The sequence below is a fragment of the Streptomyces sp. NPDC002680 genome (genome assembly GCF_042889145.1).
Classification (GTDB): Bacteria; Actinomycetota; Actinomycetes; order Streptomycetales; family Streptomycetaceae; genus Streptomyces; species Streptomyces adonidis.
Genome location: NZ_JBIAQP010000010.1, coordinates 326,241 through 351,232 on the forward strand (window position 1 = coordinate 326,241; position 24,992 = coordinate 351,232).

Consider the following 24,992-nt stretch of genomic DNA (forward strand, 5'->3'; position numbering starts at 1 on the left):
GTTACGGAGAACCACTGATGACCAGCACCATGCGGGCGCTCATGGGCGGCGCCGGACCAGAATGGGACGTCCGGGACGTCCCTGTACCGACACCCGGGCCGGGGCAGATCCGCGTCCGTGTGCGGGCCGCCGCCGTCAACCGGGCCGACCTGTACATGCTCCAGGGCACCTACAACCCCCGGGCGAGGACGAGCGACCTGTTCACCGCGGGCCTCGAATTCGCCGGCGAGGTCGACGAGATCGGCGCCGACGTACCGCACCGGGCGGTGGGCGACCGCGTCATGGGCGTGACCCTCGGCGCCTTCGCCCCCTACGCCTTCGTCGACCACCGCCACGTCATCACGGTCCCGGAGTCCCTGTCCTGGACCGACGCGGCTGCCCTCCCCGTGGCGCTGGCGACCGAGCACGACGCACTGGCCCAGGGCGGATTCGGCCTGCGGCAGAGCGTCCTCGTCGTCGGCGCCACGTCGTCCGTGGGCCTGATCGGCGTCCAGTTGGCCAAGGCGCTCGGCGCGTCCCAGGTCGTCGCGACCACCACCTCCGCGGGCAAGGCCGACGCCCTGAAGTCCCTCGGCGCGGACCTCGTCGTGAACACGGCGTCCGAGAACCTCGCCGAGGCCGTGGCCGCCGTCACCGGTGGCGCGGGCGCGGATCTCACCCTCGACCACGTGGGCGGCCGGCTCTTCGCCGACACCTTCCTGGCCACCCGCGTCGGCGGCACGGTCGTCAACGTCGGCCGGCTGGCCGGGCCCGAGTCCACGATCGACCTCAACCAGCTCTCGTTCCGCCGTCTCCGCGTTCTCGGTACGACGTTCAGCGTGCGCACACCCGACGAACTCGCCGACGCCTGCGCCGCGTTGGCGTCCGATGTCGTACCCGCCGTGGAGGAGGGCCTGGTCCGGGCCGTCGTGGACCGGGTGTTCGCCTTCGACGACGCCAAGTCGGCGGCGGACCACATGCGTTCCAACACCGCCGTAGGAAAGATCGTTCTGGAGGTCACCTCATGAGCCGTGTCTTCGGGCAGATCGCCCAGATCGGATACGTCGTCCGCGACCTGCGCGCCGCCATGGACTTCTGGGTCGCCCAGGGCGTCGGCCCCTGGTTCTACCAGGACCCGGTACAGACTGACTGGTTCACCTACCGGGGCGTCTCCTCCGGCATGCGGATGGCCGCTGCGATCGCCAACTCCGGTGACGTACAGATCGAGTTGATCCAGCCGCTCGACGACGAGCCGTCCCTCTACAAGGACTTCCTCGACGCCGGTCACGAGGGCGCGCAGCACGTCGCGTACTGGACGAAGGACTACCAGGAGCTGTACGACCGCGCCCTGTCCCTCGGTTACACCGTCGCACAGGAGGGCGCGATCCAGGGCGGCCGCTTCGCCTACCTCGACACCGAGACGCACCCCGGCACGGTCATCGAGATCTCCGACATCGGCGGCGCGAAGGGCGAACTCTTCGCGGCGCTGCGGGAGATGGCCGCCGCGTGGGACGGCAGCAACCCCGTCAACAAGGTCGGCTGACACCGCCGTACAAACGAAGGAGACGACTGTGGACTTTCCCGACCTGACCGAACTCCCCGCCGATCTGCAGAAGTTGGCCGCCGAGCGGTCCGCGGTGAACGTCTACCGCATGGTGTTCCACTCCCCCGCCCTGGCGCCCGCCTTCCTCCAGATGGCCGACGCGATCTTCCAGGGCGCGCTCCCGCACCCCTTGCGCGAACTGGCCATCCTCCGGGTCGGACACACCTACCGGGCGCCGTACGAGATCCACCACCACGAGAACATCGGCCGCCTCCTCGGACTCGACGAGACGGGCATCGCCGCCGCGGGTAGTGGCTCGCCCGAGAACCTGACGGCGGAGCAGGCGGCTGTCCTCTCCCTGACGGACCGGTTGCTGGAGCAGCACACGCTGACCGAGGCCGAGCGCGCCGAGGCGCTCGCGTTCCTCACCGCCGGGCAGCTCTCCGACCTGGTCCTGACGGTCGGTTTCTACCAGTTGGTCTGCAACTTCCTGAACACCTTCGGTGTGACGACCGAGGGCGAGAAGGCCCCGTACTGAACCCGCACATCGTCCAGGAGGACCGATGAAGCTCGCCTGGCAGGACTCCGATGTCCTCGACATGCCCACCCTGGGCACCCGTGTCACCGCCTTCGACGGCCTGACCGAGGTGCCCGGCGGCTACGGCGCCAAGCTCGCCTGGGCCCGCGAACAGGCCAAGGTCTTCCGCACCGAGTTCGCCGCGACAGGCACCCCGGACAGCGTCACGACCTGCGACCTGATCACACTCCCGTACCCGACCAAGTTCGGTCTGTTCAGGGCCAGTCGGGCGATCGCGCCGTTCCTGTCGATCACCAACCGCATGCTGGTGGTGCGGTGGACGGAGAGCGACGGCCGGGGCAGGGTCCTGCTGTTCGAGCCGAGCGACCACGAACTGGGCCAGAACACGCCGTACTTCGCGACGCTGATCCGCCGTACGCCCAAGCCGTTGCAGTCACTGCTGACCACCGAACACGGCACGGTACTGGGCCACTTGGCCCGCCTGGGCATCAGACCGGAGGACGTGGACTACCTCCTCTTCGACCACCTCCACACCCAGGACCTGCGCCGCTGGGTGGGCACGACGGGCCCGCAGCGGGACCTGGGCGGCGCGGTCGTCGAGCCCGCCTTCCCCAACGCCAAGGTGATAGTCCAGCGCCACGAGCTGCTGGCCATGTCCCAGCTGCACCCGTTGCAGCAGCCCTGGTACCAGCCGGAGACCTACCGGGACGTACGCCCGGACGCGTTCCTCCCCGTCGACGGCTCCCTGTTGCTCGGGCCGGGCGTGGCCGTGGTCGAGACCCCGGGACACGTCCTCGGCAACCAGACCATCGTCCTCAACACCTCCACCGGCATCTGGGCGAGCAGCGAGAACGTGATCGCGGCCGAGTGCCTGACCCCGGAGCACTCCCGGATGCCGGGCATCGCCCGCTGGGCCCGCGCGTGGGGCCAGGAGGTGGTCCTGAACGCCAACACCATCGAGACGACGGCCGACCAGTACAACTCCCTGATCGTCGAGAAGACCCTGGTCGACCGGTCCCAGTCGGACCCGCGTTTCCTGCAGTTCTTTCCCTCCAGCGAGCTGACGGCCTCGTGGGCCAATCCGGGGACGTCGCCGACGTTCACCCACAAGGCGATCACTCACTCGTGAGGAGGGCGCTCTACGGCCGGTAGCGGATCTCCAGCATCACGCAGCCGTCGGTCGTCCGGTACGGGCCGTGTTCCATGCCCGGGGGACGGGAGGCGAAGTCTCCGGCCTGGAAGGTCCGGTTCAGGGTCAGGTCGTGCAGGTCGCCTTCGAGCAGATAGACCTCCTCGACCCACTCGTGCCGGATCACCCCGGAGGGCGAGGTGTCGAGTCCTGGCTCCCAGCGCACCAGCCGGGTCAGCACCTCCGGGTCGGCCTCGTCCCTGCTCAGAATCCGCTCGGCGGTCCCGGGCTGGGGTCCGGTGCGCCAGGGCATGGCGTCCGGGGAAAAGAATTCCCGCTCGTTCTTCATGACAGGAACGTTGGCGTCCCGTGCCGTCGGTGGCAACCCACCTGTTCGGCGGGTGGGAGGCCCTGTCACACCCCGGAACACCGCTCCCCGGCACGGCCCGGCCTGCCACGCGGCCCGCGATGCGGGAAGAGTCGATGACATCGAAGATGTCCATCGGGGGCACCGGCGACGGCAGCATCGATACAGCGCCCCCTTTTCGAGCAACAGAGCTGGGAGAGATCTCGTGCGAGCAACAGTGATGTACGGCGCCGGAGACGTACGCGTGGAGAACGTCCCCGACCCGAAGATCCAGAACCCCACCGACGCCGTCGTACGCGTCGTGCGTTCCTGCGTGTGCGGCAGCGACCTCTGGCCGTACGGGTCGATGCCCGTCTCCGAGGAGGGCCGGCGCATGGGCCACGAGTTCCTCGGCGTGGTCGAGGAGGTCGGCTCGGAGGTGGCCGGGCTGAAGTCGGGAGACCTGGTGGTCGCGCCCTTCGTCTGGTCGGACAACACCTGCGACTTCTGTACGGAGGGACTGCACACGTCCTGCCGTCACGGCGGCCAGTGGGGACCGAACGGTGTCGACGGCGGCCAGGGCGAGGCCGTACGGGTCCCGCAGGCACAGGGCACGCTGGTGAAGCTGCCGGTGGCCGAGGACTCGGCCCTGCTGCCGTCCCTGCTGACCCTGTCCGACGTGTACTGCACCGGCCATCACGGCGTGGTGACGTCCAGGGTCGCGCCCGGCAAGTCCGTGACGGTGATCGGCGACGGCGCGGTCGGGCTGTGCGCGGTGCTGGCCGCCAGGCGGCTCGGCGCCGAGCGGATCATCCTCATGGGGCGGCACACGGACCGTACCGACCTGGGACGGGACTTCGGCGCCACCGACGTCGTGTCCGAGCGCGGCGAGGAAGGCGTCGAGCGCGTCCGGGAGCTGACCGGGGGCGACGGTACGCACGCGGTGATCGAGGCCGTCGGCGCCACACAGGCGATGGACACGGCGCTGAGCATCGTCCGTCACGGCGGGGTGATCAGCCGGCTCGGAGTCGCGCAGTACACCGGGATCCCGCTCGGGTTCGAGTCGATGATGGGCAACATCACCGTCACCGGTGGCGCGGCCCCCGCCCGTGCCTACATCGAGGAGCTGCTGCCCGACATCCTCGACGGCACGGTCGATCCCGGCCGGGTCTTCGACCACACCGTCGACATCGACGGCGTACCGGACGGCTACCGGGCGATGGCTGACCGGACCGCGCTGAAGGTCCTGATCCGGCCCTAGGGTCGCGCCGGTTCCGCGGCTTCTGCTTCTCGTACGCCTACTTCTCGTCCGTCTACTTCTCGTACGTCTACTTCTCGGCGGGCTTCGTGTCCGACCCGGTGGCGACCATGTCCAGCAGGACCATCTTGTCGTGGTCCGGGGTGCCGGGTTCGGCGTAGTGGGCGACCAGCCGGTGGCCGGGGAAGCCCTCCAGCTGCATGGACTGGTAGTCGAGGGTGAGGGTGCCGACGTCCGGGAGGTGGAAGGTCTTGCTGCCGTGGGTGTGCGCCCGTACGTCGTAGCGGTCCCAGAGCTGTACGAACTCCGGGCTCTCGGCGAGGAGTTCGTCGACGAGCCCGACGAGGTCGGGGGCGTCCGGCTCGGTGCCGGCCAGGGCGCGCAGGCGCCCCACGCACGCGCGGATCTGCTCGTCCCAGTGGTCGAACACCGTACGGGCGCCGGGGTTGAGGAACACCCAGCGTGCGACGTTGCGCTTCTCGGCCGGCCACTGCTCCATACCCACGAACAGGCGCAGCCCGCCCGGGTTCCAGGCGAGCAGGTCCATCGTGCGGCTGACCACGACCGCGGGGTGGGGCCGCAGGCTCTCCAGCAGCAGCCTGACCCCGGGTCCGACCGACGAGGTGGGCGCCGTCGGAGGCTCGGAGGCGGCGGGGCGTGCGGCACACACGGCGAGGTCGCGCAGGTGTTCGTGCGCGTGTTCGTCCAGCAGCAGGACACGGGCGAGCGCGTCGACGACGGTCGGGCTGGGGTGGGACTCCTTGCCGCGTTCCAGGCGCGTGTAGTAATCGATGCTCACTCCCGCGAGGGTGGCCAGCTCCTCACGGCGCAGCCCGGGCGTGCGCCGCAGGCCGGGGCCGGCCTTGAGACCGGCCTGCTCGGGTGTGACCCGGGAGCGGTGGGCGCGCAGGAAACGCCCCAGTTCGGTGCCGTCGCCGCCGTTGCGCTGCTCACGTGCCATGCGGCCAGTGTGTCAGTGCGGGCAGGACGGATCCATGGGCTGGGCGTGGGGGCCCGGCCTGGCCCTGGGGGGACCTGTCACACCCCCGAACAGCGCTCCCCGGCACAGCTCGGCCTGCCACGCGGCGCCTCCGGCACGCAGGCTGGACGGCGGTGGAAGAACTCGTTCCGCGCAGAGAATCCGTTTCGCCTCGTTCTCAGGAGAACCGCCCGTGTCCAGTCCTGTCGCATCGGAGAAGCCGTCGGCGTCGGCCGATACCGCCCCCGCCACCGGGCAGGCCGGGACCGCTGCCGGGCGGCCCGGCACGGCGAACGGTGCCCGATGGGCGCTGGCGGCCGCGCTGCTCGGCTTCTTCGTGATGACGCTCGACGCCCTGATCGTCAACGTCGCGCTGCCCGAGATCGGGCGCGGTTTCGGCGGCGGGATGACGGGCCTGCAGTGGGTGGTGGACGGCTACACGCTGATGTTCGCCGCGCTGCTGCTGTCGGCCGGGTCGGTGACCGACCGGATCGGCGCGCGGCAGGCGTTCGGAGCGGGGCTCGTCGTGTTCACCCTCGCCTCCGCCGCCTGCGGCTTCGCACCGAACCTGGGTGTGCTGGTCGCGGCCCGGCTGGTGCAGGGCGCGGGCGCCGCGGTGATCGTGCCGGCCTCGCTGGCGCTGATCCGCGAGGCGTTCCCCGACCCGGCCCGGCGCGCCCGGGCGATCTCGGTGTGGGCGATGGGCGGCTCGGTGGGTGCTGCGGCAGGTCCGGTACTGGGCGGCGTACTGAGCGAGTTCAACTGGCGGATGATCTTCTTCGTCAATCTGCCGGTGGGCGTGCTGGCGCTGTTCCTGCTCACCCGGACCGCCCGCTCGCCCCGCCAGGGCGACGCCCCGTTCGACTGGACCGGGCAGATCGCGGCGGTGGCGGCGATGGGCGGACTGACGTACGCGGCGATCGAGGCCGGCGACGTGGGCATGGGCGCGCCGCGTGTGCTGCTCGCACTGGCGGTGGCCGTGGTGGCGGGGACGGTCTTCGTGGCGGCCCAGGCACGCGGCCGGAACCCGATGGTGCCGCTCGCTCTCCTGCGCGCCCGGACGATGGCGCTCTCGGCGACCATCGGATTCGCGCTCAACGTCGGCTTCTACGGCATGATCTTCCTGCTCGGCCTCTACCTCCAGCAGGACCGGGGCCTGTCGCCGATGGCCACCGGGCTGGCGTTCCTGCCGATGACACTGCTGACCGCGGTCGTCAGCCCGACGGCCGCCCGGCTCGCCGCGAGGTTCGGGGCGCGGATGCCGATCATCACCGGCCAGCTCCTGATGGCCGCAGGCCTGGCCGCGCTGTGCGTTCCGCCGGCGTCGGCGCCCGCCTGGCTGCTGGTCCTGCTGATGATCCCGGTCGGGACCGGCGGCGGCCTCGCCGTACCGGCGGTGACCTCGCTGCTCCTCGACCGTGTCCCCGCCCGGCGCGCCGGCACCGCGAGCGGTGTACTGAACGCATCCCGCCAGCTCGGCGGCGCACTGTCCGTGGCCGTCTTCGGCGCCCTCGTCTCCAACCACGCGCACTTCCTGCACGGGCTGCGCACCAGCCTCCTGATCGCCGCGCTGCTCGTGATCCTGGCCGCGCTGGCCTCCGTACTCCTCAAGGAGAAGACCTCATGACCTCGACACCTGCGACACCTGCGACACCTGCCTGGACGAGCCAGGAACTCGACCGCGTCGGACACGCGGAGGAACTGGAGATCGCGTCCCTGCGCCGCGACGGCGAGCTGGGCAGCGGGCGCACCATCTGGGCGGTGCGCGTGGACGACGACATCTACGTCCGTTCCGTCAACGGCCCCGGCTCCGACTGGTACCGCGGCACCCGGGCCCGGCACGAGGGCCGTGTCGAGGCGGGCGGGGTGGAGAAGGACGTGACGTTCGAGGACGTAAACGCGGACGGGGACGGGGACTGGGACGGGGGGATCAACGAAGCGGTGGACGCCGCCTACCGCACCAAGTACGGCCGCTACTCCGCCAACACCATCCAGCGCATCACGAGTTCCACCGCGGGCTCGACGACCATGCGGCTCCTGCCGCGCTGACCATCGCGGCCGAGCGCCGCGCCCCCGTCCACCGTCCCCCCGAGGCCGCGCGGTCGGCCGTCCGTGTCCTGACCAGGCTGGGAGCCATGCCGTGATCGGTCTCGAACTCGTCGTCGTCATCGGTCTGGCGGTGCTCCTGGGCAACGCCGCCGGTGACCGCTACCGCGTCGCCCCGCCCATCGTGCTGCTCGTCCTCGGCGCGCTGCTCGGCTTCGTGCCCGCGCTGCGCGAGGTGGAGCTGCCGCCGGAAGCGGTGCTGCTGATCTTCCTGCCGGTGCTGCTGTACTGGGAGAGCCTGACCACGTCCCTGCGGGGGATCCGGCGGGATCTGCGCGGCATCGTCCTGATGAGCACCGTACTGGTCATCGCCACCGCCGGAGCCGTGGCGGCCGTGGCACACCAACTGGGCCTGGCCTGGGGACCCGCCTGGGTGCTGGGTGCTGCCGTGGCCCCCACCGACGCGACCGCCGTCGGCGTCCTCGCCAAGGCACTGCCCCGCCGCAACGTCACCCTGCTGCGCGCCGAGAGCCTCATCAACGACGGCACCGCACTCGTCGTCTTCGGGCTGGCCGTCGGCATCACGGTCGGCGAGGAGCACCTCACCGTCCCGCACGTCACCGGCCTGTTCGCCCTGTCCTACGTCGGCGGAGCGGCGGCCGGAGCCGTGATCGCCTGGCTGGTGATCAGAGCGCGGCGGGTCTTCGGCAACCCGCTCCTCGGCAACGTGGTCATGATCCTCACCCCCTTCACCGCCTACCTCCTCGCCGAACTGATCCACGCCTCCGGTGTCCTCGCGGCCGTCTCCGCCGGGCTGATCATGAGCCAGGCCGGACCGCGCATGGCCGGCGCCGAGATGCGCCGCCAGGCGGAAGAGGCCTGGTCGCTGGCCACCTTCGTGCTCAACGGCTCCCTGTTCGTCCTCGTCGGCCTCCAGGCCCAGACAGCCGTACGCGAACTCCACGGCGACGACCTCACCAACGCCCTGATCGCCGTCGCGGCCGTCTCCGCGGTCGTCGTGGCCGCGCGCTTCGCCTTCAACTTCACCGTCCCGTACCTGATCCGCCTGCTGGACCGCCGTCCGCAGCAGCGCCTGCGCAGGATGAACTACCGCGCCCGCGTGGTCACTTCGATCGCGGGCTTCCGGGGCGCGGTCTCCCTGGCCGTGGCTCTGTCGGTGCCGACGACGCTCGACTCCGGCGCACCCTTCCCCGACCGCGACACCATCGTCTTCGTCACGTCCGGAGTCATCGTCACCACTCTCGTCGTACAGGGACTGCTGCTCCCGGCCGTGGTCCGCTGGGCCCGCCTGCCCCACGACACCTCGATGGACGAGGAACGCCTCCTCGCCGAGACCACCGCCACCGAGGAGGCACTCAAGGCCCTCCCCACGCTCGCCGCCGACCTGGACACGGACCCGGCGGTCACCGAGCGCATGCGCCAGGAGTACGAGACCCACCTGCTCGTCGTCCGCGCGGGCGACGCCGAGACCGCGACCGCCTCCGACGAAGCGGCGGTCCTGCGCCATGCCCGGCACTACACCGCCCTGCGCCTGGCCCTCCTCGCCCACAAACGCGCCACCCTGCTCCGCCTCCGCGACGACCACGAGATCGACGACACGGTGCTGCGCCAGGTCCAGCGCCGCCTCGACCTCGAAGAGGTACGGCTGTCCCGACGCCCGGCAGCCGAATAACTCCCAAGCCCCCACGAGGACTTGAGGACTTGGGCGCTTGGGGAACCGAGGGCTTGGGGGGTAGTGCCGTTACCCGGCACAGCACGCCCTCCCACCCCCACGGCCCCGCTGATTGACTCGGTCTCACCGCCCGGCGGCATCCGAACCGCAGGACGCCCATCGCCGGACGAGCGTGGGCATCATCCGCAGCCACGGACGTGGGGCGCTCCCAGCAGACGACCACAAGGGATGTCACGCATGCACGAAGAGGACAGCACGCCCAACGGCAACCCGGCCGACCGCGGCCGTCGCGGCTTCCTGAGCGCGGCCGCACTCGCGGCGACCTCACTGGTAGCCGCGACGGGGGCCGCGTCCCAGGCATACGCGGCATCGTCCGCCACGGGGGCCAGGGGCCCGGCCGGCCCTCGTAACCCCGTGACCGCGTCCGTCACACAGACCGGTCGCCGCAGGCTCGGCTCCCTGAAGGTCTCCAGCATCGGCCTCGGCACCCAGACCATGCCGGGCAACCTGTACGGTCCCGTCACCAGCCGCAAGGACATGGTCGCCCTGATCCGGACAGCCGTCGACCAGGGGGTGACGTTCTTCGACACGGCCGAGGCGTACGGGCCGTGGGAGTCGGAGCGGATCGTCGGGGACGCTCTCCGGCCCGTGCGCGACGACGTGGTGATCGCGTCCAAGTTCGGCTGGGACATCGACCCGGTCACCGGGGCCCGCAACGGCCTCAACAGCCGCCCCGACCACATCCGCCAAGCCGTCGACGCCATGCTCAAGCGCCTGAAGACGGACCACATCGACCTGCTCTACCAGCACCGGGTCGACCCCACCGTCCCGATCGAGGACGTCGCGGACACGGTCAAGGACCTCGTCGCCCAGGGCAAGGTCCTGCACTGGGGCCTGTCCGAGCCGGGTCTGGGGACCGTCCGCCGGGCCCACGCGATCCTGCCGCTCACCGCGATCCAGAACGAGTACTCCACCCTCTGGCGCGGCCCCGAGCAGAACGTCCTGCCCCTGTGCGAGGAACTCGGCATCGGCTTCGTGTGCTGGGCACCCCTGGGCATGGGCTTCACCACCGGCGCGATGAGCCCGTACTTCCGCTTCACGGCGGACGACCGCCGGACCGCGTTCCCCCGCAACAGCCGGGACAACCTGGCCGCCAACATGCCCCTGGTCCAGCTGCTCCAGGAGTGGGCCGTACGCAAGGGCGCCACCCCCGCCCAGATCGACCTCGCCTGGCTGCTCGCCCAGAAGCCGTGGATCGTACCGATCCCCAGCACCACCCGCCTGTCCCACCTCCTGGAGAACATCGGCGCGGAGGAGGTCAGGTTCACCCCCGCCGAACTCCAGGAACTGAACACCGCCGTCGCCGCCATCACCATCCACGGCGACCGACTCCCGCCGGAGGCCCTCGCGATGACGGGCGTCGAAGCACCGCCCCGCTGACTCCGCCAAACAACCGGACAGAACATCAACGTGCCGCCCCGCGCCCGTGCCGACGGCCGGGCCGGGGCGGCAGCAGCCCCCACCCCTCACCCGCTACACTTGCGCAGGTGCGTGGCCTAGGCCGTGCGCGACACAACCCACCGGAATCACGTGTCTGGAATCGCAGGGTTCAACCCGATTTTCCGACGCATGTTCCTACAGACCCCGCCTTCGTGGGGCTTGTAGAAAACTCCATCGCCGCAGGTCAGCGGGGGGCCAGGAAATGGCTCCGGAACGCAGGCCCGTCGATTCGGAAACGCTCAGCTCATCACTGCAGGTCAGGGCCTGTCCTCTGCCTACTTCGGTGACTGTCACAGCGTCAGTCGATGGACACATGGCCACCGGGCCCCACTTCAGCGATTCTTCCGATATTTCTCGGCTTCATTCCTTTCCGCCTCAGCGGAGGCGCGAGCATCGGTTCCGACGGACGCTCACGGCATGAGGAGCGCATTCCGAAAGAAATCTCGCCGCACAGTGTTGGCTGTGATTGACCGCCAGGAACGTGTGCTGCTGTGCAGAGTTCGAGGCGAGTCGTGTTGGCGCCCGGTCGCTTCTCGGGTCATCCGCATCCGACCCTCACGGTTTTCCGTCATTCACGTTCTGGACCCGCTCTTCTCCCACTGGTTCCTCGCCCGCACCCCGGTCATCGGAAGGTTCAACCCGCAGCCGCAGCGAGGCATCGTGGATGAATCGACGTGCGTCTTCGTCACCCGCCCCAGCAAAATGAGAACGATCAGCCTTCGCGCCCGTGTCCACTCCGTCACGGAATTCTCTTTCGTCTGGCATCCACTATCGAAGGTCGAGGACGAGGATTTTGACGTCCTTCCGCGCGAACTCGGCCCATTTCTACGCGGATATCTCGAGGGCTGGATCCCTGACGGCGTCATCACTCTCGTCGAATGACCACTCATTTCCCAACCAAGGAGCATGTCCTGTGACAAGTGCTCAGCATCGGCGCCGACCTTCGAGTCATGGTCCTCTGCGGCTGGAGATCCGGACGCTTCTGGCAGCCGTCGGCATCCCCGAAGCAGACAACGACGACCGCTATCGCGCCCACGGTGTGCTGGTGACGGATCGCGGTGAGTCGGTCGGCGTGGAGTGGTTCACCTCCCGTAGCCTGCGCCGCGCCGCCGCCGACGAGCAGCTACGGGGCTGGCCCATGGGCGCGGCGGACCGCGCGCACGAAGCCGCTCGACGTCATGTCCACGCGGCCTTGTTCGGCATCCTGACGGAGGTGGGTTACCTGGTGGAGGCTGATCCGCCCGACACTCCGGGTGCTCTGTCCGTCCGGGCCGGCAGGGTCTCGACACCCGCGACGTTGGCTGCGGACATCAGACGGATCCTGGCAGACCGTCGCGGTCCCGCAGACAGCTCGCAGGATCCCGGCACGTCGTCGTGAGTGGAACAATCCCTCCATGGACCCGCAGTTCAGTACTTCATCAGCTGCAACTGATGTCCTGCGTGCCAGATACACAGGGCGATTGCCGAGCTCGCTCAGAGAACTTGCCGGTCCCGTACACGGCCGCGTCGAGTTGCCCCTGCATGTCGCGTGGTCGGGGCTGCGCTCCTACGACCTCGACCGGCCTCGGCAGCGGATGGGTCTCTACCGCATCGTTCTGACCGAGGGGCAGCGCACCGACCTCGTCGCCTTCCTCGATCGCGACCTCCTACTCGCCCAGTGGCCCGACCTGCGAACGATGATCAGCAGGCACATCCGTGCAGTGTGGGAAGAGGCCTTCCCCGAGCTCGGCCGCCGGACATCGAACCGGACCTGACCTCACCGGCAGCACATGGTCAGCGCCATGGGCACAATCATCGGGCTTGAACACCCCTGGGTCTGGTCCGCCTATCGCTGCGCTTCGAGCTCATCGGCCAAGGACACGCGCCAAGAGGCCGTCGACAGTTCGCTGGACTCGTAGTGGCCATCGGCGTACCGCGAGGGCACGAGCAGCGCGGGCCCGTTCAGCGGCCGGGTGCCGTTCCGTGACGGTGGCATCGTCACCGTCAACACGCCGTCGTAGGGGCAACCCGACCTGAACCGCCGTACTACGCGGCAATCATCACCACCCGGCCGACGGCGGATGCCGAGGGCTACGCAGCGATGAGTGGATGAGTGAGCGTATGGCCGAACTCGGTGAAGTGCAGCCCGGCTATCTCGGCCGCGAGTCGCTGACGGGCGAGGACGGCCAGGACCTCGTCGTCATCTACTACGCGGACGAGGCATCGATAACGGCCTGGAAGGCCGACCCCGAACATCTCGAAGCGCAGCGGCTCGGACGTGAACGCTGGTACTCCTCGTACAGCGTGGAAGTCGCGCGGGTGGAGCGCTCCTACGCCTTCAGCCGAGACTGAGGGAGGGCCTCGACCGGCGGCTGCCGCCGGGCCTGTGGGCGACCGAGCACTCCGGCTCGTGGTGGGCGCTGCCGCCCTAGGCGGCGCTGACCGGGGCCGTCTGCACGTCGGGCTTGATTCCGAGTGCCTCGGCGACGAGTGCGTGCGAGTAGCGGCGGGCTTCCTGGTCGGGGCTGATGCTCTGGAGCATGATTTCGGTCGCGCCGGTCTGTTCGATCATCTGGAGGAGCTGGTCCCGTACGGTTTCCGGGCTGCCGGCGACCTGGCGGGGCCACCGGCCGTTCACGATCCGCGACGGTTCGTCCCTCTGCGCCGTGGTGAGCATGCGGGAGGCTTCGTCGACGGACACGATCTCGGGTACGCGTCCGGCGCGGCCCGCGTAGGCGAAGACAGCTCGCATCGGCCACGTCATGCGGTGGGCCTCTTCGTCGGTGTCGGCGGCGAACACGCTGACGCTGAGCATCACTTGGGGAGTCTCCGCGCCGTAGTGGGTCGGGGTGAACGCCTTGCGGTACGCCTGCAGTGCGGGCACCGCGCCTCCCGGGTTGAGGAACCCGGCGAAGGCATAGCCGATGCCGAGTCCGGCGGCGAGTCCGGCACTGCTCCCGGAGGAGCCGAGGATCCACGGGTCGGGGCGGGCGGTCACGGACGGCATGAGCTGGATCTGTCGGAAGGGGTGGTCTCCGGGGAACGTGCGGTGCAGGAAGGCCAGCACCTCCTGCACCTGCTGGTCGAAGTCGTCGAGATGTCCGGTGTCCCGGTCCCGCCTGAGGGCCATGTCGGCGAGCGGGCCGGTGGTCGCCCGCCCGAGCCCCAGGTCGAAGCGCCCCGGTGCCACAACCTCCAGTTGCAGGAACAACTCGGCGACCTTCAGCGGGCTGTAGTGGTTGAGGAGGATCGCTCCGGAGCCGATGCGGATGCGTTGGGTCTCCCGCGCCACGACGCCCATGAGGATCTCGGGCGCGTGCGAGGCCACGGTGGGCAGGTGGTGTTCGGCGAACCACATCCGGTGGAAGCCGTGCTCCTCGGCGTGCTTGGTGGTGGCCAGCGCCTCGTCGAATGCGTCGAACGCAGTCGTGCCGCGCGGGATCGAGGCCTGTTCCAGGATCGAGAGCTTCACCATGGTCGTCGTCTCTTCTCGTCAGGTCGGGCACAGAGGCCGGTGCGCTGCGTGATCGAGCCACGGGCACGTCAAACACCGCGACCCAGTTAGTGCTAAAATAGAATCAAGTCACTTTGACTTTAGCACTAACTAGTGGGAGGGGTTCACCTTGGCCGGCCGGATCAACCTGGAGGACCGGGAGAGCCCGCTGTGCGCGGCGGCGCAGCACGTCTGCGAGTGGTGGACCCTGCTGATCCTGCAGGACGCCTTCGACGGCTACACACGCTTCGACCAGTTCAAGGAGAACCTGGGCGTCTCCTCCAGCATGCTGACCACCCGGCTCAAGGCCCTGGTCGACGACGGTCTGTTGGAACGCCGCCCTTACCAGACCAACCCGGTGCGTCACGAGTACGTACTCACCGAACTGGGGCGTTCCCTGTGGCCGGTCATCATGGCGCTGACCGCGTGGGGCAATTCCCGCCTCGCACCGGAGGAGCGCAGGATGGTCGTCGTCGAGGCGGCGACGGGCGAGGAGATCGACCCCGTCGTCGTCGACGCGTCGACCGGCCGCCGCCTCGACGACAGCGACGCCTACGTCTTCGCGGCCGGCCCCGCCGCGGGCGAGGCGATGCGAGCGCGCTACCGCCATCGCGGGAGGGGCGCGGCCCAAGCGTCGCCACAGGAGAACTGAATGGTGTCCGCCCGGAAGAGAGCCCGGCGGGGCGGGCGGACACAACTCGGAGCGCCCACCGTCGCTTTGGCGGACCGAGCGTGCGCAGGTCGGTCGTGTGTACGCGGCTGACGCTCTCAGAAAGTGAGCACTACTCGTCCCCGGAGGCCGCCTACCTCAAGCAGCCGGTGTGCCTCGGTGGCCTGTTCGGCCGGCAGGGTCCGGGCGACCCGCGCGGTGATGCTGCCCGTCTCCGCCAGCCGGCGGAGACGGTCGAGCTTGGCGTGTTCGGGTGCGTACTGCGGCACGAACGTGTAACGGATCTCGATGCCGCGTTCGGCGGGCACCTGTGTACCGCCGACCGACGACGCCACCCGGCCGCCGTCCCGGACCGCGCGGATGGCGAGGCCGGCGATGCCCGCGGTGTCGACTAGTCCGTCCACGCCGTCGGAAATCTCCCCTCGTACCAGCTCCGGGAACTCGGTACCCCGAGGCAGGACCACGTCGGCCCCGAGTTCCTTCACCAGCAGTTCGTCCTTCGGTGCCGCGTCGGCGATCACCCGGAACCCGTCCGCCTTGGCCGGCTGGACAGCGTAGCCGCCGACCGCGCTGGCGCGCCCCACCCGCCACTGACATTGGGACCGCTCAGACGCTCACGGCGTCCCGGACGTCGTTCGGCTCCTGTGGTCTTGTTGCCGGCGGTGTACCGGGCGAGGACGACCACGTTCTCGCCCACGACGTGAGTGTCCTCGTGGGCGGTCCCGTCCCTCGGGGGTGCGGTGGGTCCCGGCGAGGAGGGAGCCGGCCGTCTCCGTCCACTCCAGGTCCGGAGCGAGGGTCCGCCGCTGACTGTAGTGATCAGCGGGGTTCGCGGACCACGGCGACGCCTCCCGGTGGGACGGTGACGGTGCCGGTGACCGGTGTGCCGGTGAGGAGTTCGACACCTTCGGCAGGCGCTTCGGCGCCCTTTCCTGTGTGGTCGATGAGGAACAGGTAGTCGGCCTCCGCGCCCCGGCGCCGGACGACCTCGATCCCGGCGGGTACGTCCTGCTCCGGCCTGACGCCGGCCTCCTGGCGGATGCGGTCGAGCAGGGCTGCGAGTGTGTCCTGGTCGGGGTGGGTGGCGAGATACCAGGCGGTGCCGGTGCCGTGCTGGTGGCGGGTGACGGCGGGGTGGCCTGCCAGGGGGCCGTCGGCGTGGGAGGTGACGGCCTGTGCGCCGGTGAGCCGTATGCGTTCCGACCACAGGTCGGCCGTGGCGCCCGGCGCCACGTCGCCGGTCAGGCCGGTCGTCTCTCCCGGCAGTAGAGGGAAGAGCTCGTCGGTGACCACGCCGAGGACGTCGCGGAACGCGCCGGGGTAACCGTCCAGGTACACATGGCAGTTGGCGTCGACCATGCCGCTGTGGAAGCCGACGGCCAGGGTGCCTCCGCGTTCGGTGAACTGGGTGAGGTTCGCTGCGGCTGCCTCCGTGACCAGGTACAGCGAGGGTGCCAGGACGAGTTTGTAGCGGTCGAGTTCGGGGTCGTCGGGGTGTACGAAGTCGACGGCGACCCCGGCCCGCCACAGGGGGGTGTACCAGTCCCGGACCAGGTCCTGGTAGCGCAGTTCGCTGCTGGGCTGGGAGGGCAGTTCCAGTGCCCAGCGGGCGTCCCAGTCCCACACGATTGCCACCTGCGCCGTGCTGGTGGAGTCCCGTACTTCGGCCAACGCCGCCAGTTCCGCGCCGAGTTGGATGATGTCGCGCCAGATCTGGCTGTCGGTGCCGGCGTGCGGGAGCATCGCCGAGTGCCATTGCTCGGCGCCGGCCTTGGCCGCCCGCCACTGGAAGAACGCGATGCCGTCGGCGCCATGGGCCACGTGCGCGAGCGCGTTGCGGCGCATCTCCCCGGGTTGCTTGGCGCGATTGACGGTCTGCCAGTTGACGGCGCCGGTCGAGTGCTCCATGAGGAACCAGGGGCCGCCCGCGAGCGAGCGCATCAGGTCGCCGTGGAGGGCGATGTCGACCTCGGCCTCCGGGTCGTCGGAGAGGAGGTAATGGTCGTTGGAGAGGATGTCCAGCTCGGGTGCCCAGCGCCAGTAGTCGAGCGCGTCGAAGGTGCGCAGGACCATGAGGTTGGTCGTCGCGGGAAGGTCTGGGGCGGCCCGGAGCAGTACCTCGCGTTCGGCGGTGCACAGGGAGAGCAGTTCGTCGGAACAGAAGCGACGCCAGTCGAGCTGGTGGGTGGGGTTCGGGGGAGCCGCGGTGGTGCGGGGCGGCAGGATCTGGTCCCAGTCGTAGTACCACTGGCTCCAGAACGTGGTGCCCCAGGCGTGGTTGAGGGCGTCCAGATTGTTGTCGTAACGGGCGCGCAACCAGGTGCGGAAGGCGGCGGCGCTGGTGGCGCAGTAGCAGGCGTCGTTGTGGCAGCCGTACTCGTTGTGGATGTGCCACATGGCGACGGCCGGGTGATCGGCGTAGCGCTCGGCGAGGGCTTCGGCGATCCGCAGCGCCGCTCGGCGGTAGGCGGGGCTGCTCGGGCAGAACGTCTGCCGGCTGCCGTACGACAGTTGGCGCCCGTCCCGGTCGACCGGCAGCGCCTCCGGGTACGTCTTGAAGAACCAGGCGGGCGGGGCGGCGGTGGGGGTGGCCAGGTCCGCGTCGATACCGTTCGCGTGGAGCAAGTCGAGGATCCGGTCCGTACGGGAGAAGTCATACACGCCCTCGGACGGCTCCAGCAGCGCCCAGGAGAAGATCCCGACGCTGACCATGGTGACCCCGGCCTCGCGCATCAGGCGCATGTCCTCGGCCCAGACCTCCTCGGGCCACTGCTCGGGGTTGTAATCGCCCCCGTAGGCGATACCGGGAATGCGAAGACGGCGTGCGGTACTCATGGGTGGGGCTCCGAGAGGTCGGGACGGGTGGCGCGACGGAGGCTGTTCAGCCCTTGTTGGCGCCCAGGGTCAGGCCGCTGACGAACTGCCGTTGGAGCACGAAGTACACGATCAGCGTGGGGATCGCGGTGAGCAGGGCGCCGGCGGCGACCAAGTTGGGGTCGGTGAAGTACTGGCCGGAGAGGTTGTTGAGGGCCGAGGTGATCGGCATGTTCTCACCGGTGGAGATCAGCACGATCGCCCAGAAGAAGTCGTTGTAGATCCAGATGGAGAGCAGGGTCGCCAGGGCGGCCATCGCGGGCTTGCACAGCGGCAGCACGATCTGCCAGTACAGGCGCCAGACGGAGGCGCCGTCGACCAGGGCGGCCTCGGTCAGCTCGTGCGGCAGCGAGCGCATGTAGTTGGCGAGCACGAAGGCGCAGAAGCCGGACTGGAACGCCACGTGGATGAGGACGAGGCCGAGCGCGGAGTCGTACAGCTTGCCGGAGATGGTGATTCCGGGCAGGTCGATGAGGAGGTAGAGGCGGTACAGCGGGGTGATGATGACCTGCTGCGGGAGCAGGTTGCCCGCCGTGAAGACGAGCAGCAGGGAGAGGTTGACGCGGAAGTCGAAGCGGCTGACGTAGAAGGCCACGCAGGAGGACAGGAACAGGGTGATCAGCACCGCCGGGACCGCGATGATCAGCGTGTTCCCGAAGTAGTGCGTCATGTCGGACTGCTCGAAGGCGTTCGTGAAGTTGGCGAAGCTCAGCTTGTCGGGCCAGGAGACGTACCCCTTGGTGCTGGTCTCCGCGTACGGGCGCAGGGCCGCGAACAGCGCCCACAGCAGGGGCGCGAGCCAGGCCAGGGACGTGAGGACGAGAAACGTGTGCAGCAGGATCCGGGCGGGACGGAGCGGGGTGCGCTCCCTCACAGCGATGGTGCTCATGCGCGCCGCTCCTTCCGGAAGGTCGAGATCAGATACGGGATGATCACGACGAGGGAGATCACGAGCAGGACGACGGCGATCGCGGAGCCGTATCCGATGCGGCTGGACTCGCCGATGATGTTGTTGGTGACCAGGATCGAGAGCAACTCGGTGCCCTGGGCGCCCTTGTTGAAGACGAAGACCAGGTCGAAGGCGCGCAGCGCCTCGATGATCGTGACGACGAGGACGACCGTGTTGGTGGGGCGCAGGGTGGGGAAGACGACGTTCTTGAAGGTCTGCCACTCGTTGGCGCCGTCGAGCGCGGAGGCTTCCCGCAGGGACGGGTCGACGCCCTTCAGGCCGGCCAGGTAGAGGATCATCATGTAGCCGGTGTGCCGCCAGCATGCGGCGACCAGGATCGCCCACAGGTTGAGGTCCGGGTCGCCGATCCAGTCGATGTAGTGGCCGGGCCTGTTGGCGCCGATGATGCTGTTGATCAGGCCCGTGTCCGGGTTGTAGACCAGTTGCCAGACGAATCCGGTGACCGCCAGCGACACCACGACGGGCAGGAAAAACGCGGTCTGGTAGACGCGGCTGAACCGGATCTTCTTGTCGAGCTGGACCGCGAGGAAGAGCCCGAGCGGGGTCGGGATCAGGATGAGCACGACGAACCAGATGACGTTGTGCTGGACGGCGGGCCAGAACTGCGGGTTGTTGCTGAACAGCTCACGGAAGTTGTCCAGCCCCACCCACTTGATCGAGTCGAAGCCGATGCCGTCCCAGGTGGTGAAGGCCAGGGTGACGGAGGCGAGCGCGGTGACCCAGACGAGGGTCACGTGCAGGATCGTCGGCACCCCGGCCATCAGGCCGAGGGTGAGCCGGTCGCGGCGGGTCAGCAGACGGCGGTGGCCCTGCGGAGCCCGCTTCTTGGAAGGTGCGGTGCCCGGAGGTGGCGCGGCGGCCACCTCACGGGACTTCATGGCGTCGATGCTCATGGTGCTGGGAGAACCCCCGACTACGAGGACGCGAAGATCGTCTTCTTCTGGCGCTCGATCGAGGTCAGCAGACCGTCGATCCCCTTGGGGTCACGGACGAACTTCTGGAGCGCCGGCTGCATCACCGTCGAGGTGAAGTCCGGGCGGCTGTCGCGGTCCATGAACTGGGTGAGGCTCTTGGCTTCGCCGATCATCTCGAATGCCTTCTGCTGCAGTGCCGAGTAGGCGGAGGTGTCGGCCTTGCCGGAAGCGGCCACCACGCTCGGGTCGGCCTTGAGGTAGATCTCCTCGGCCTCCGGAGTGCCCAGGAACTCCAGCAGTTTGACCACGCCGTCGTGGTTCTTCGGGCTCTTGCTGACCATGAAGCCGTCGGTGGGTGCCTCGACGGTGTCCTGGCCGTAGGCCGGATCGATCTCCGGGAAGGCGAAGAAGTCGAGGTCGTCGAGGTCGGCCTTGTCGGTGAACTGCTGCGCCACGAAGGTGCCGAGGAGGTACATGCCGGCCTTCTTCGACACCAGCGTCTGGGCGGCGTCCTGCCAGGTACGGCCCAGGGAGCCCTCCTGGTGGTAGGGAAGGAGCTCGGCCCAGTGGTCGAAGGCGGACTTGACCTTGGCGTCGGTCCAGGAGACCTTCCCTGCCATCAGCTCGACGTGGAAGTCGTATCCGTTGGTGCGGAAGTTGATCTGGTCGAAGGTGCCCATCGCGGGCCAGGCATCCTTGTCGCCGAAGGCGATCGGGACGAGGCCGTCCTTCTGCATCCGCTTGCACAGGGAGACCAACTGGTCCCAGGTGGTGGGAACTTCGTAGCCGTGCTGCGCGAAGACGCTCTTGCGGTAGAAGACCGCCCACGGGTACGTGGTCATCGGCACGAAGTAGTACTTGCCGTCCGCGCCCTTGCTGAGCTTCTTCATCGCGTCGGGGAAGTTGTCCCCGATCTTCGCCCACACCTCGTCGATCGGTTCGGCCAGGCCCTTGCCCGCGAAGAACTGCATGCGGTACCCCGCGAACCAGTTGAACACGTCGTCCGGGGTGCCCTGGAGGTAGGTGTTGATCTGCTCCTGGAAGGTGTTGTGGTCCTTGGTGTTCACGTCGACCGTGATCCCGGACTGCTTCCTGAACGACGCGTAGATGTCGGCGAACGCCTTCTTCGGCACGGCGTCCGACGCGTTGGAGCCGAGGGTGACGGTCTTGGGGTCAGCTGCGGCGCCGCTGCCGCCGCATGCGGACAGCAGCGGAATGCCCGCGCCGAGCAGGGCGGCCCCGCCGAGTCCGCGCAGCACGGCGCGGCGGCTGGTACCAGGCAAGGGCTGACCAAGGGATGAATGGCGCATTTCGGCTCCTGAAGGGCTGCCGCAACCCGGGCATGGCGCATCGGCTCAAGGGGGCGTGGCGGGAAGAAGCGGTCGACGATACGACCAGAAACGAACGCGATCGGACAGATCCAATCGGCTGACGCGTCGAAGAGTGAACTTTCCAGGGATCCGCTGTCAAGACCCTGCGGAGAACCTGGCGGGCGAACCGTCCCTCACGAAGAAATCCGGTCCGTGAACGGAGGAAGTGCTGCGCGGACTCTTGACGCGTGACCGTCCGGCTGCCTAGATATGACCGCGCGGTCAGTGACCGCGCGGTCATACGGTTGACCTCGCCTGATGCAGGCAGCAGACGGCGATACAGCGGGCAGCAGGAATACGGCCGACGGGAGCTCTCATGACACCAGCGGTGGGGCGCGGTGCGGCTTCGCCCGCACCGGTCAGCGCGGACGTGGCCCGTGTGGCCGGCGTTTCACGCAAGACGGTGTCGCGGGTCCTCAACAACGAGCCGTACGTCTCCGACGAGGTCCGCCAACGCGTCCTCGGTGCCGCCGAGAAACTCGGATACCGGCTGAACCACGCGGCCAGGGCGCTGGCTTCGGGGCGGAATCGCTCCATCGGCGTCGTCGCCCTGGGCACAGCCGGGTACGGAACCGCCATGCTCCTCGTGGGCATCGAGAAGGCGGTGCGTGGCGCCGGGTACGCGTTGCGGGTGGTCAATACGCCGGACGGGGACCCCGACGGCATCGCCGGCGCGGTGATGTCCCTCCTGGAGCAGGGAGTTGACGGCATCGTCGTCTCCGAGCCCGTCGTCGAGGGAGAGGTCTCCGTCCGCATCGACGTGCCGGTCCTGTTCCTGGGCGCTCCGCCGTCCTTTCCCTCCGCCCGCACCCTGACCGTGGGCGTCGGCGCTCACGCCCTGGCACGGGCTGCCACGGATCATCTGCTGGACCTGGGGCACACGACCGTTCACCACGTCGCCGGCCCCGGCCGCTGGTACGCGACCACGGACCGCACCGACGGCTGGCGGGCGGCGCTGGCGGCACGAGGAGTGCAGGAGCCGCCGGTGATCCAGGGGGACTGGTCACCCGAATCCGGTTACGCGGCAGGCCGCACGCTGGCTGCGGACAGCTCGGTGACGGCGGTGTTCGCGGCGGGCGACGAGATGGCCATCGGCCTGATCCACGCCCTGCGCGAAGCCGGCCGACGGGTGCCGGAGGACATCAGCGTCGTGGGTTTCGACGGCAACCCCGTCTTCGCCTACGTCACTCCTCCCCTGACCACCGTGCGTCAGCCCTTCGACGCCGCGGCACAGGAAGGAATCAGGCTGCTCGTGCACGCCATCGAGAAGCCGGAGACCGAGCTGCCTGCGCCCTGCGACCCACCGGTCGACCTCGTCGTCCGCGGCTCGACCGCACCCCCGCCGTCCCACCAGGACCAGACGGTACGTCGCACCACCTGACCCTCTACCCCCGGTCGTAGCCGACGCAGCCCGCACGCCCCGAACACGGACTTCCGTCGCCCGACGACCCTCTCACCGTCACGTCTGCCGGACGCGTTCGTCACCGCGGCGCCGGCCAACACAGTCATGCCGACTGCCGCAGTTCCTCGACTCCGCCGTGCCTTCCGGACCGATCCGGGGCACGGCGGGCACCAGAACACATTCCTCTCCCTATCCTCTGAGAGCCGCACATGTTCCCTGTCCGAACAGGCGTCAGACCCGGCGCCGTTCCGCGTTCCCGTTCCCTGTCCCTCCTGACGTTGCTGCTGGCCCTGATCGTCGCGGTGGGGACGCTCACCCTGCTCGCCGTGGGCCCTGCGGCGGCCGAGTCCCGTCCGTCGCAGACGCTGTACACCCCGCCCTCGAACGCCCTCTCGCCCGGCACGTTCTATCCGCGAGCGATGCGTCTGCAGAACAACGGCTCGGCCAACGGCACCCTGCTCGCCACCTTCGAGCAGTACCGCGAGGACATGCCCGTCTTCCCGATCTACCGCTCCACCGACAACGGCACCTCCTGGACGAAGATCTCCGAGGTCGCCGACACCCAGAACGGCTGGGGCATGCGCTGGGAGCCCGAGCTGTTCGAACTGCCCCGCGCCATGGGCGGCTTCCCCGCCGGAACCATCCTCGCCGCAGGTGACTCGGTGCCGTACGACCGGTGGGGAGGCAGCAGGATCGACCTGTACGCCAGTACCGACCGAGGTCAGAGCTGGACCTTCGTCACCAATATCGCCACCGGCGGCCCGGCGTTCTCCACCAACGGCTACACCCCCGTCTGGGAGCCCTACTTCCTGCTGTCCGGTGACAGACTCATCGTCTACTACTCCGACCAGCGCGACACCGCCCACGGCCAGGAGATCGTCCACCAGGTCTCCACGGACCTGCGCAACTGGGGCCCGGTCGTGGACGACGTGTCGATGCCCACCTACGCGGACCGCCCGGGCATGCCGGTGGTCACCCGGCTGCCCAACGGCAACTACGTGATGAGCTACGAGTACTGCAACGCCCCCGAGGGCCGGTGCTCCGTCTACTACAAGATCTCCGCCGACCCGGAGGGCTTCGGCGCCGTCACGGGCCGGGTGTTGCGGTCGACCGACGGCGTCATCCCCAGCGGAGCACCCTTCATCACCTGGCTGCCCACCGGTGGCCCGAACGGCACCCTCGTCCTGAGCGGCGAGAGCCAGGACGACCTGTTCGTCAACACGGAGAACGGGGCCGCGAACGCCTGGACCCGGATGCGTTCCAACGTCGCCGGCGGCTACAGCCGGGGCATGCTCCCGCTCGCCGACGGCCACAGCCTGATGGTGCTCAGTGGGGGACGCGGGCGCAGCACCGGCGTCAACCCGGTCACGTACAGCGTCGTCGACCTTGGCGGCGGTATCTCGAACGGCGCCACCTACACCGTCTCCAACGCGAACAGCGGTCTCAGGCTCACCATCGCGGGTGGCTCCACCAGCAACGGCACTGGCGCGACCCAGCAGAACACGACCAACGCCGACGACCAGCAGTGGCGCTTCGTCCAGCAGCCGTCCGGCTACTTCAAGATCTTCAACGTGGCCAGTGGCAAGGTCCTGGGCGTGGAGAACCAGTCCACCGCCAACGGTGCCAAGGTCCTGCAGTGGGACGACAACGGCACTCTTGACCACGAGTGGGCCGTCGCCCCGCACCAGTCCGGCGGCTACACGATCACCAACCGCGTCACCGGCAAGTACCTCGAGATACCCAGCGCTTCCACCGCCACCGGTGCCACCGCCGGCCAGTGGAGCGGCACCGGCTGTTCCTGCCAGCGCTGGAACTTCACGCAGACCGCGCTGCCCCCGCTGGGCACCGGACAGTACGTCCTCGTCAACAGGAACAGCGGCAAGTACCTCGACATCCCGAGGGACTCCACTTCCGCCGGGACGGCCGCTGACCAGTGGCAGAACTCGGCCTGCTTCTGCCAGCTGTTCACCTTCCAGTCCGCGGGTGGCGGTGCCTGGACCATCAAGGGCGTCAGCAGCAACCTCAACCTCGACATCGGCTCCACCGCTGCCGGAGCCGCCGTCGTCCAGAACACGCCCTCCACCGCCGGTTCACAGAGGTGGACCCTCACCGACGCGGGCAACGGCTACTACAAGCTCAATAACGTCAGCAGCGGCCTCGTCGTCGGCGTTGCCCAGTCCTCCACCGCCGATGGCGCATCCGTCATCCAGTGGAACGACCTGAACGTCGACGACCAGCTCTGGAAGATCGTCCGCATCAACTGAGTGGTCGTCGCGTAAAGCCTCGTCCGTTTCAAGAAGGGCCTCCTG

Annotated in this window: 24 protein-coding genes; 16 read left to right on the top strand and 8 right to left on the bottom strand. The window is 69.0% G+C overall.

Annotation, left to right across the window (positions count from 1 at the left end; translation table 11 throughout):
• Positions 1-17 precede the first annotated feature (17 nt).
• From ACFYXF_RS27105 to ACFYXF_RS27120, 4 genes are read left to right on the top strand one after another with little or no spacing between them, the layout of a single operon-like run.
• Positions 18-1,007, top strand: a complete 990-nt coding sequence (locus ACFYXF_RS27105; protein WP_389353136.1) for a zinc-binding alcohol dehydrogenase family protein — start codon at positions 18-20, stop codon at positions 1,005-1,007.
• Positions 1,004-1,522 carry a VOC family protein gene (locus tag ACFYXF_RS27110; protein ID WP_389353137.1) on the top strand — a complete coding sequence of 173 codons (519 nt, stop codon included), beginning with the start codon at positions 1,004-1,006 and terminating at the stop codon, positions 1,520-1,522. Before ACFYXF_RS27105 ends, ACFYXF_RS27110 begins: the two co-directional genes overlap by 4 nt.
• A gap of 28 nt (positions 1,523-1,550) precedes the next feature.
• Positions 1,551-2,060, top strand: a complete 510-nt coding sequence (locus tag ACFYXF_RS27115) for a carboxymuconolactone decarboxylase family protein (RefSeq protein WP_389353139.1) — start codon at positions 1,551-1,553, stop codon at positions 2,058-2,060.
• Between the two features lie 25 nt (positions 2,061-2,085).
• Entirely contained in the window at positions 2,086-3,189 is a 1,104-nt protein-coding gene (locus ACFYXF_RS27120) for a hypothetical protein (protein WP_389353141.1), read from the top strand.
• Positions 3,190-3,199: 10 nt separating this feature from the next.
• Here ACFYXF_RS27120 and ACFYXF_RS27125 read toward each other — a convergent pair whose 3' ends face one another.
• Positions 3,200-3,538, bottom strand: a complete 339-nt coding sequence (locus tag ACFYXF_RS27125) for a cupin domain-containing protein (protein WP_389353143.1) — start codon at positions 3,536-3,538, stop codon at positions 3,200-3,202.
• 223 nt (positions 3,539-3,761) lie between these two features.
• On the opposite strand from ACFYXF_RS27125, the gene ACFYXF_RS27130 reads away from it, so the two are divergent.
• The gene (locus ACFYXF_RS27130; protein ID WP_389353145.1) at positions 3,762-4,796 is read left to right on the top strand and encodes a zinc-binding dehydrogenase; all 1,035 of its coding nucleotides are present in this window, start codon (positions 3,762-3,764) and stop codon (positions 4,794-4,796) included.
• 67 nt (positions 4,797-4,863) lie between these two features.
• Here the strand turns inward: ACFYXF_RS27130 and ACFYXF_RS27135 are convergent, their stop codons facing one another.
• Positions 4,864-5,754: a helix-turn-helix transcriptional regulator gene (locus tag ACFYXF_RS27135; protein ID WP_389353147.1), complete on the bottom strand. Its 891-nt coding sequence runs from the start codon at positions 5,752-5,754 to the stop codon at positions 4,864-4,866.
• Positions 5,755-5,965: 211 nt separating this feature from the next.
• Between ACFYXF_RS27135 and ACFYXF_RS27140 the strand changes: the two genes are divergently transcribed.
• From ACFYXF_RS27140 to ACFYXF_RS27175, 8 genes are all read left to right on the top strand, one after another.
• Positions 5,966-7,399 (top strand): MFS transporter, encoded by a 1,434-nt coding sequence (locus ACFYXF_RS27140; RefSeq protein WP_389353148.1) that lies wholly within the window; start codon positions 5,966-5,968, stop codon positions 7,397-7,399.
• Positions 7,396-7,821: a DUF2255 family protein gene (locus ACFYXF_RS27145; protein ID WP_389353150.1), complete on the top strand. Its 426-nt coding sequence runs from the start codon at positions 7,396-7,398 to the stop codon at positions 7,819-7,821. Before ACFYXF_RS27140 ends, ACFYXF_RS27145 begins: the two co-directional genes overlap by 4 nt.
• Before the next feature lie 91 nt (positions 7,822-7,912).
• A complete protein-coding gene (locus tag ACFYXF_RS27150) occupies positions 7,913-9,511 on the top strand; it encodes a Na+/H+ antiporter (RefSeq protein WP_389353152.1) in 1,599 nt (532 codons plus the stop codon).
• 237 nt (positions 9,512-9,748) lie between these two features.
• A complete protein-coding gene (locus tag ACFYXF_RS27155; protein ID WP_389353153.1) occupies positions 9,749-10,951 on the top strand; it encodes an aldo/keto reductase in 1,203 nt (400 codons plus the stop codon).
• Between the two features lie 522 nt (positions 10,952-11,473).
• Entirely contained in the window at positions 11,474-11,893 is a 420-nt protein-coding gene (locus tag ACFYXF_RS27160) for a hypothetical protein (protein WP_389353155.1), read from the top strand.
• Between the two features lie 31 nt (positions 11,894-11,924).
• Positions 11,925-12,389, top strand: coding sequence for a hypothetical protein (locus ACFYXF_RS27165; RefSeq protein WP_389353156.1), 465 nt, complete (start codon positions 11,925-11,927; stop codon positions 12,387-12,389).
• 82 nt (positions 12,390-12,471) lie between these two features.
• A complete protein-coding gene (locus ACFYXF_RS27170) occupies positions 12,472-12,765 on the top strand; it encodes a hypothetical protein (protein ID WP_389353158.1) in 294 nt (97 codons plus the stop codon).
• 334 nt (positions 12,766-13,099) lie between these two features.
• On the top strand, positions 13,100-13,342 hold the full coding sequence (locus ACFYXF_RS27175; RefSeq protein WP_389353159.1) for an antibiotic biosynthesis monooxygenase family protein: 243 nt from the start codon (positions 13,100-13,102) through the stop codon (positions 13,340-13,342).
• A 76-nt stretch (positions 13,343-13,418) separates the two neighbouring features.
• On the opposite strand, the gene ACFYXF_RS27180 is transcribed toward ACFYXF_RS27175, so the two are convergent.
• A complete protein-coding gene (locus ACFYXF_RS27180; protein WP_389353161.1) occupies positions 13,419-14,465 on the bottom strand; it encodes an LLM class flavin-dependent oxidoreductase in 1,047 nt (348 codons plus the stop codon).
• Between the two features lie 148 nt (positions 14,466-14,613).
• Here ACFYXF_RS27180 and ACFYXF_RS27185 point away from each other — a divergent pair, with 148 nt between their 5' ends.
• Positions 14,614-15,135: a winged helix-turn-helix transcriptional regulator gene (locus ACFYXF_RS27185; RefSeq protein ID WP_389353163.1), complete on the top strand. Its 522-nt coding sequence runs from the start codon at positions 14,614-14,616 to the stop codon at positions 15,133-15,135.
• A 116-nt stretch (positions 15,136-15,251) separates the two neighbouring features.
• Here ACFYXF_RS27185 and ACFYXF_RS27190 read toward each other — a convergent pair whose 3' ends face one another.
• From ACFYXF_RS27190 to ACFYXF_RS27210, 5 genes are all read right to left on the bottom strand, one after another.
• Positions 15,252-15,737: a zinc-binding dehydrogenase gene (locus tag ACFYXF_RS27190; protein ID WP_389353164.1), complete on the bottom strand. Its 486-nt coding sequence runs from the start codon at positions 15,735-15,737 to the stop codon at positions 15,252-15,254.
• 235 nt (positions 15,738-15,972) lie between these two features.
• On the bottom strand, positions 15,973-17,988 hold the full coding sequence (locus ACFYXF_RS27195; protein ID WP_389353166.1) for a beta-galactosidase: 2,016 nt from the start codon (positions 17,986-17,988) through the stop codon (positions 15,973-15,975).
• Between the two features lie 46 nt (positions 17,989-18,034).
• On the bottom strand, positions 18,035-18,916 hold the full coding sequence (locus ACFYXF_RS27200; protein ID WP_389353168.1) for a carbohydrate ABC transporter permease: 882 nt from the start codon (positions 18,914-18,916) through the stop codon (positions 18,035-18,037).
• Positions 18,913-19,890 (bottom strand): carbohydrate ABC transporter permease, encoded by a 978-nt coding sequence (locus tag ACFYXF_RS27205; protein ID WP_389353170.1) that lies wholly within the window; start codon positions 19,888-19,890, stop codon positions 18,913-18,915. Before ACFYXF_RS27205 ends, ACFYXF_RS27200 begins: the two co-directional genes overlap by 4 nt.
• Before the next feature lie 20 nt (positions 19,891-19,910).
• On the bottom strand, positions 19,911-21,221 hold the full coding sequence (locus ACFYXF_RS27210; protein ID WP_389353172.1) for an extracellular solute-binding protein: 1,311 nt from the start codon (positions 21,219-21,221) through the stop codon (positions 19,911-19,913).
• Between the two features lie 376 nt (positions 21,222-21,597).
• On the opposite strand from ACFYXF_RS27210, the gene ACFYXF_RS27215 reads away from it, so the two are divergent.
• Both ACFYXF_RS27215 and ACFYXF_RS27220 read left to right on the top strand, forming a co-directional pair.
• Positions 21,598-22,662 (top strand): LacI family DNA-binding transcriptional regulator, encoded by a 1,065-nt coding sequence (locus ACFYXF_RS27215; protein WP_389353173.1) that lies wholly within the window; start codon positions 21,598-21,600, stop codon positions 22,660-22,662.
• Positions 22,663-22,892: 230 nt separating this feature from the next.
• On the top strand, positions 22,893-24,947 hold the full coding sequence (locus ACFYXF_RS27220) for an RICIN domain-containing protein (RefSeq protein ID WP_389353176.1): 2,055 nt from the start codon (positions 22,893-22,895) through the stop codon (positions 24,945-24,947).
• The last annotated feature ends 45 nt before the right edge of the window (positions 24,948-24,992 follow it).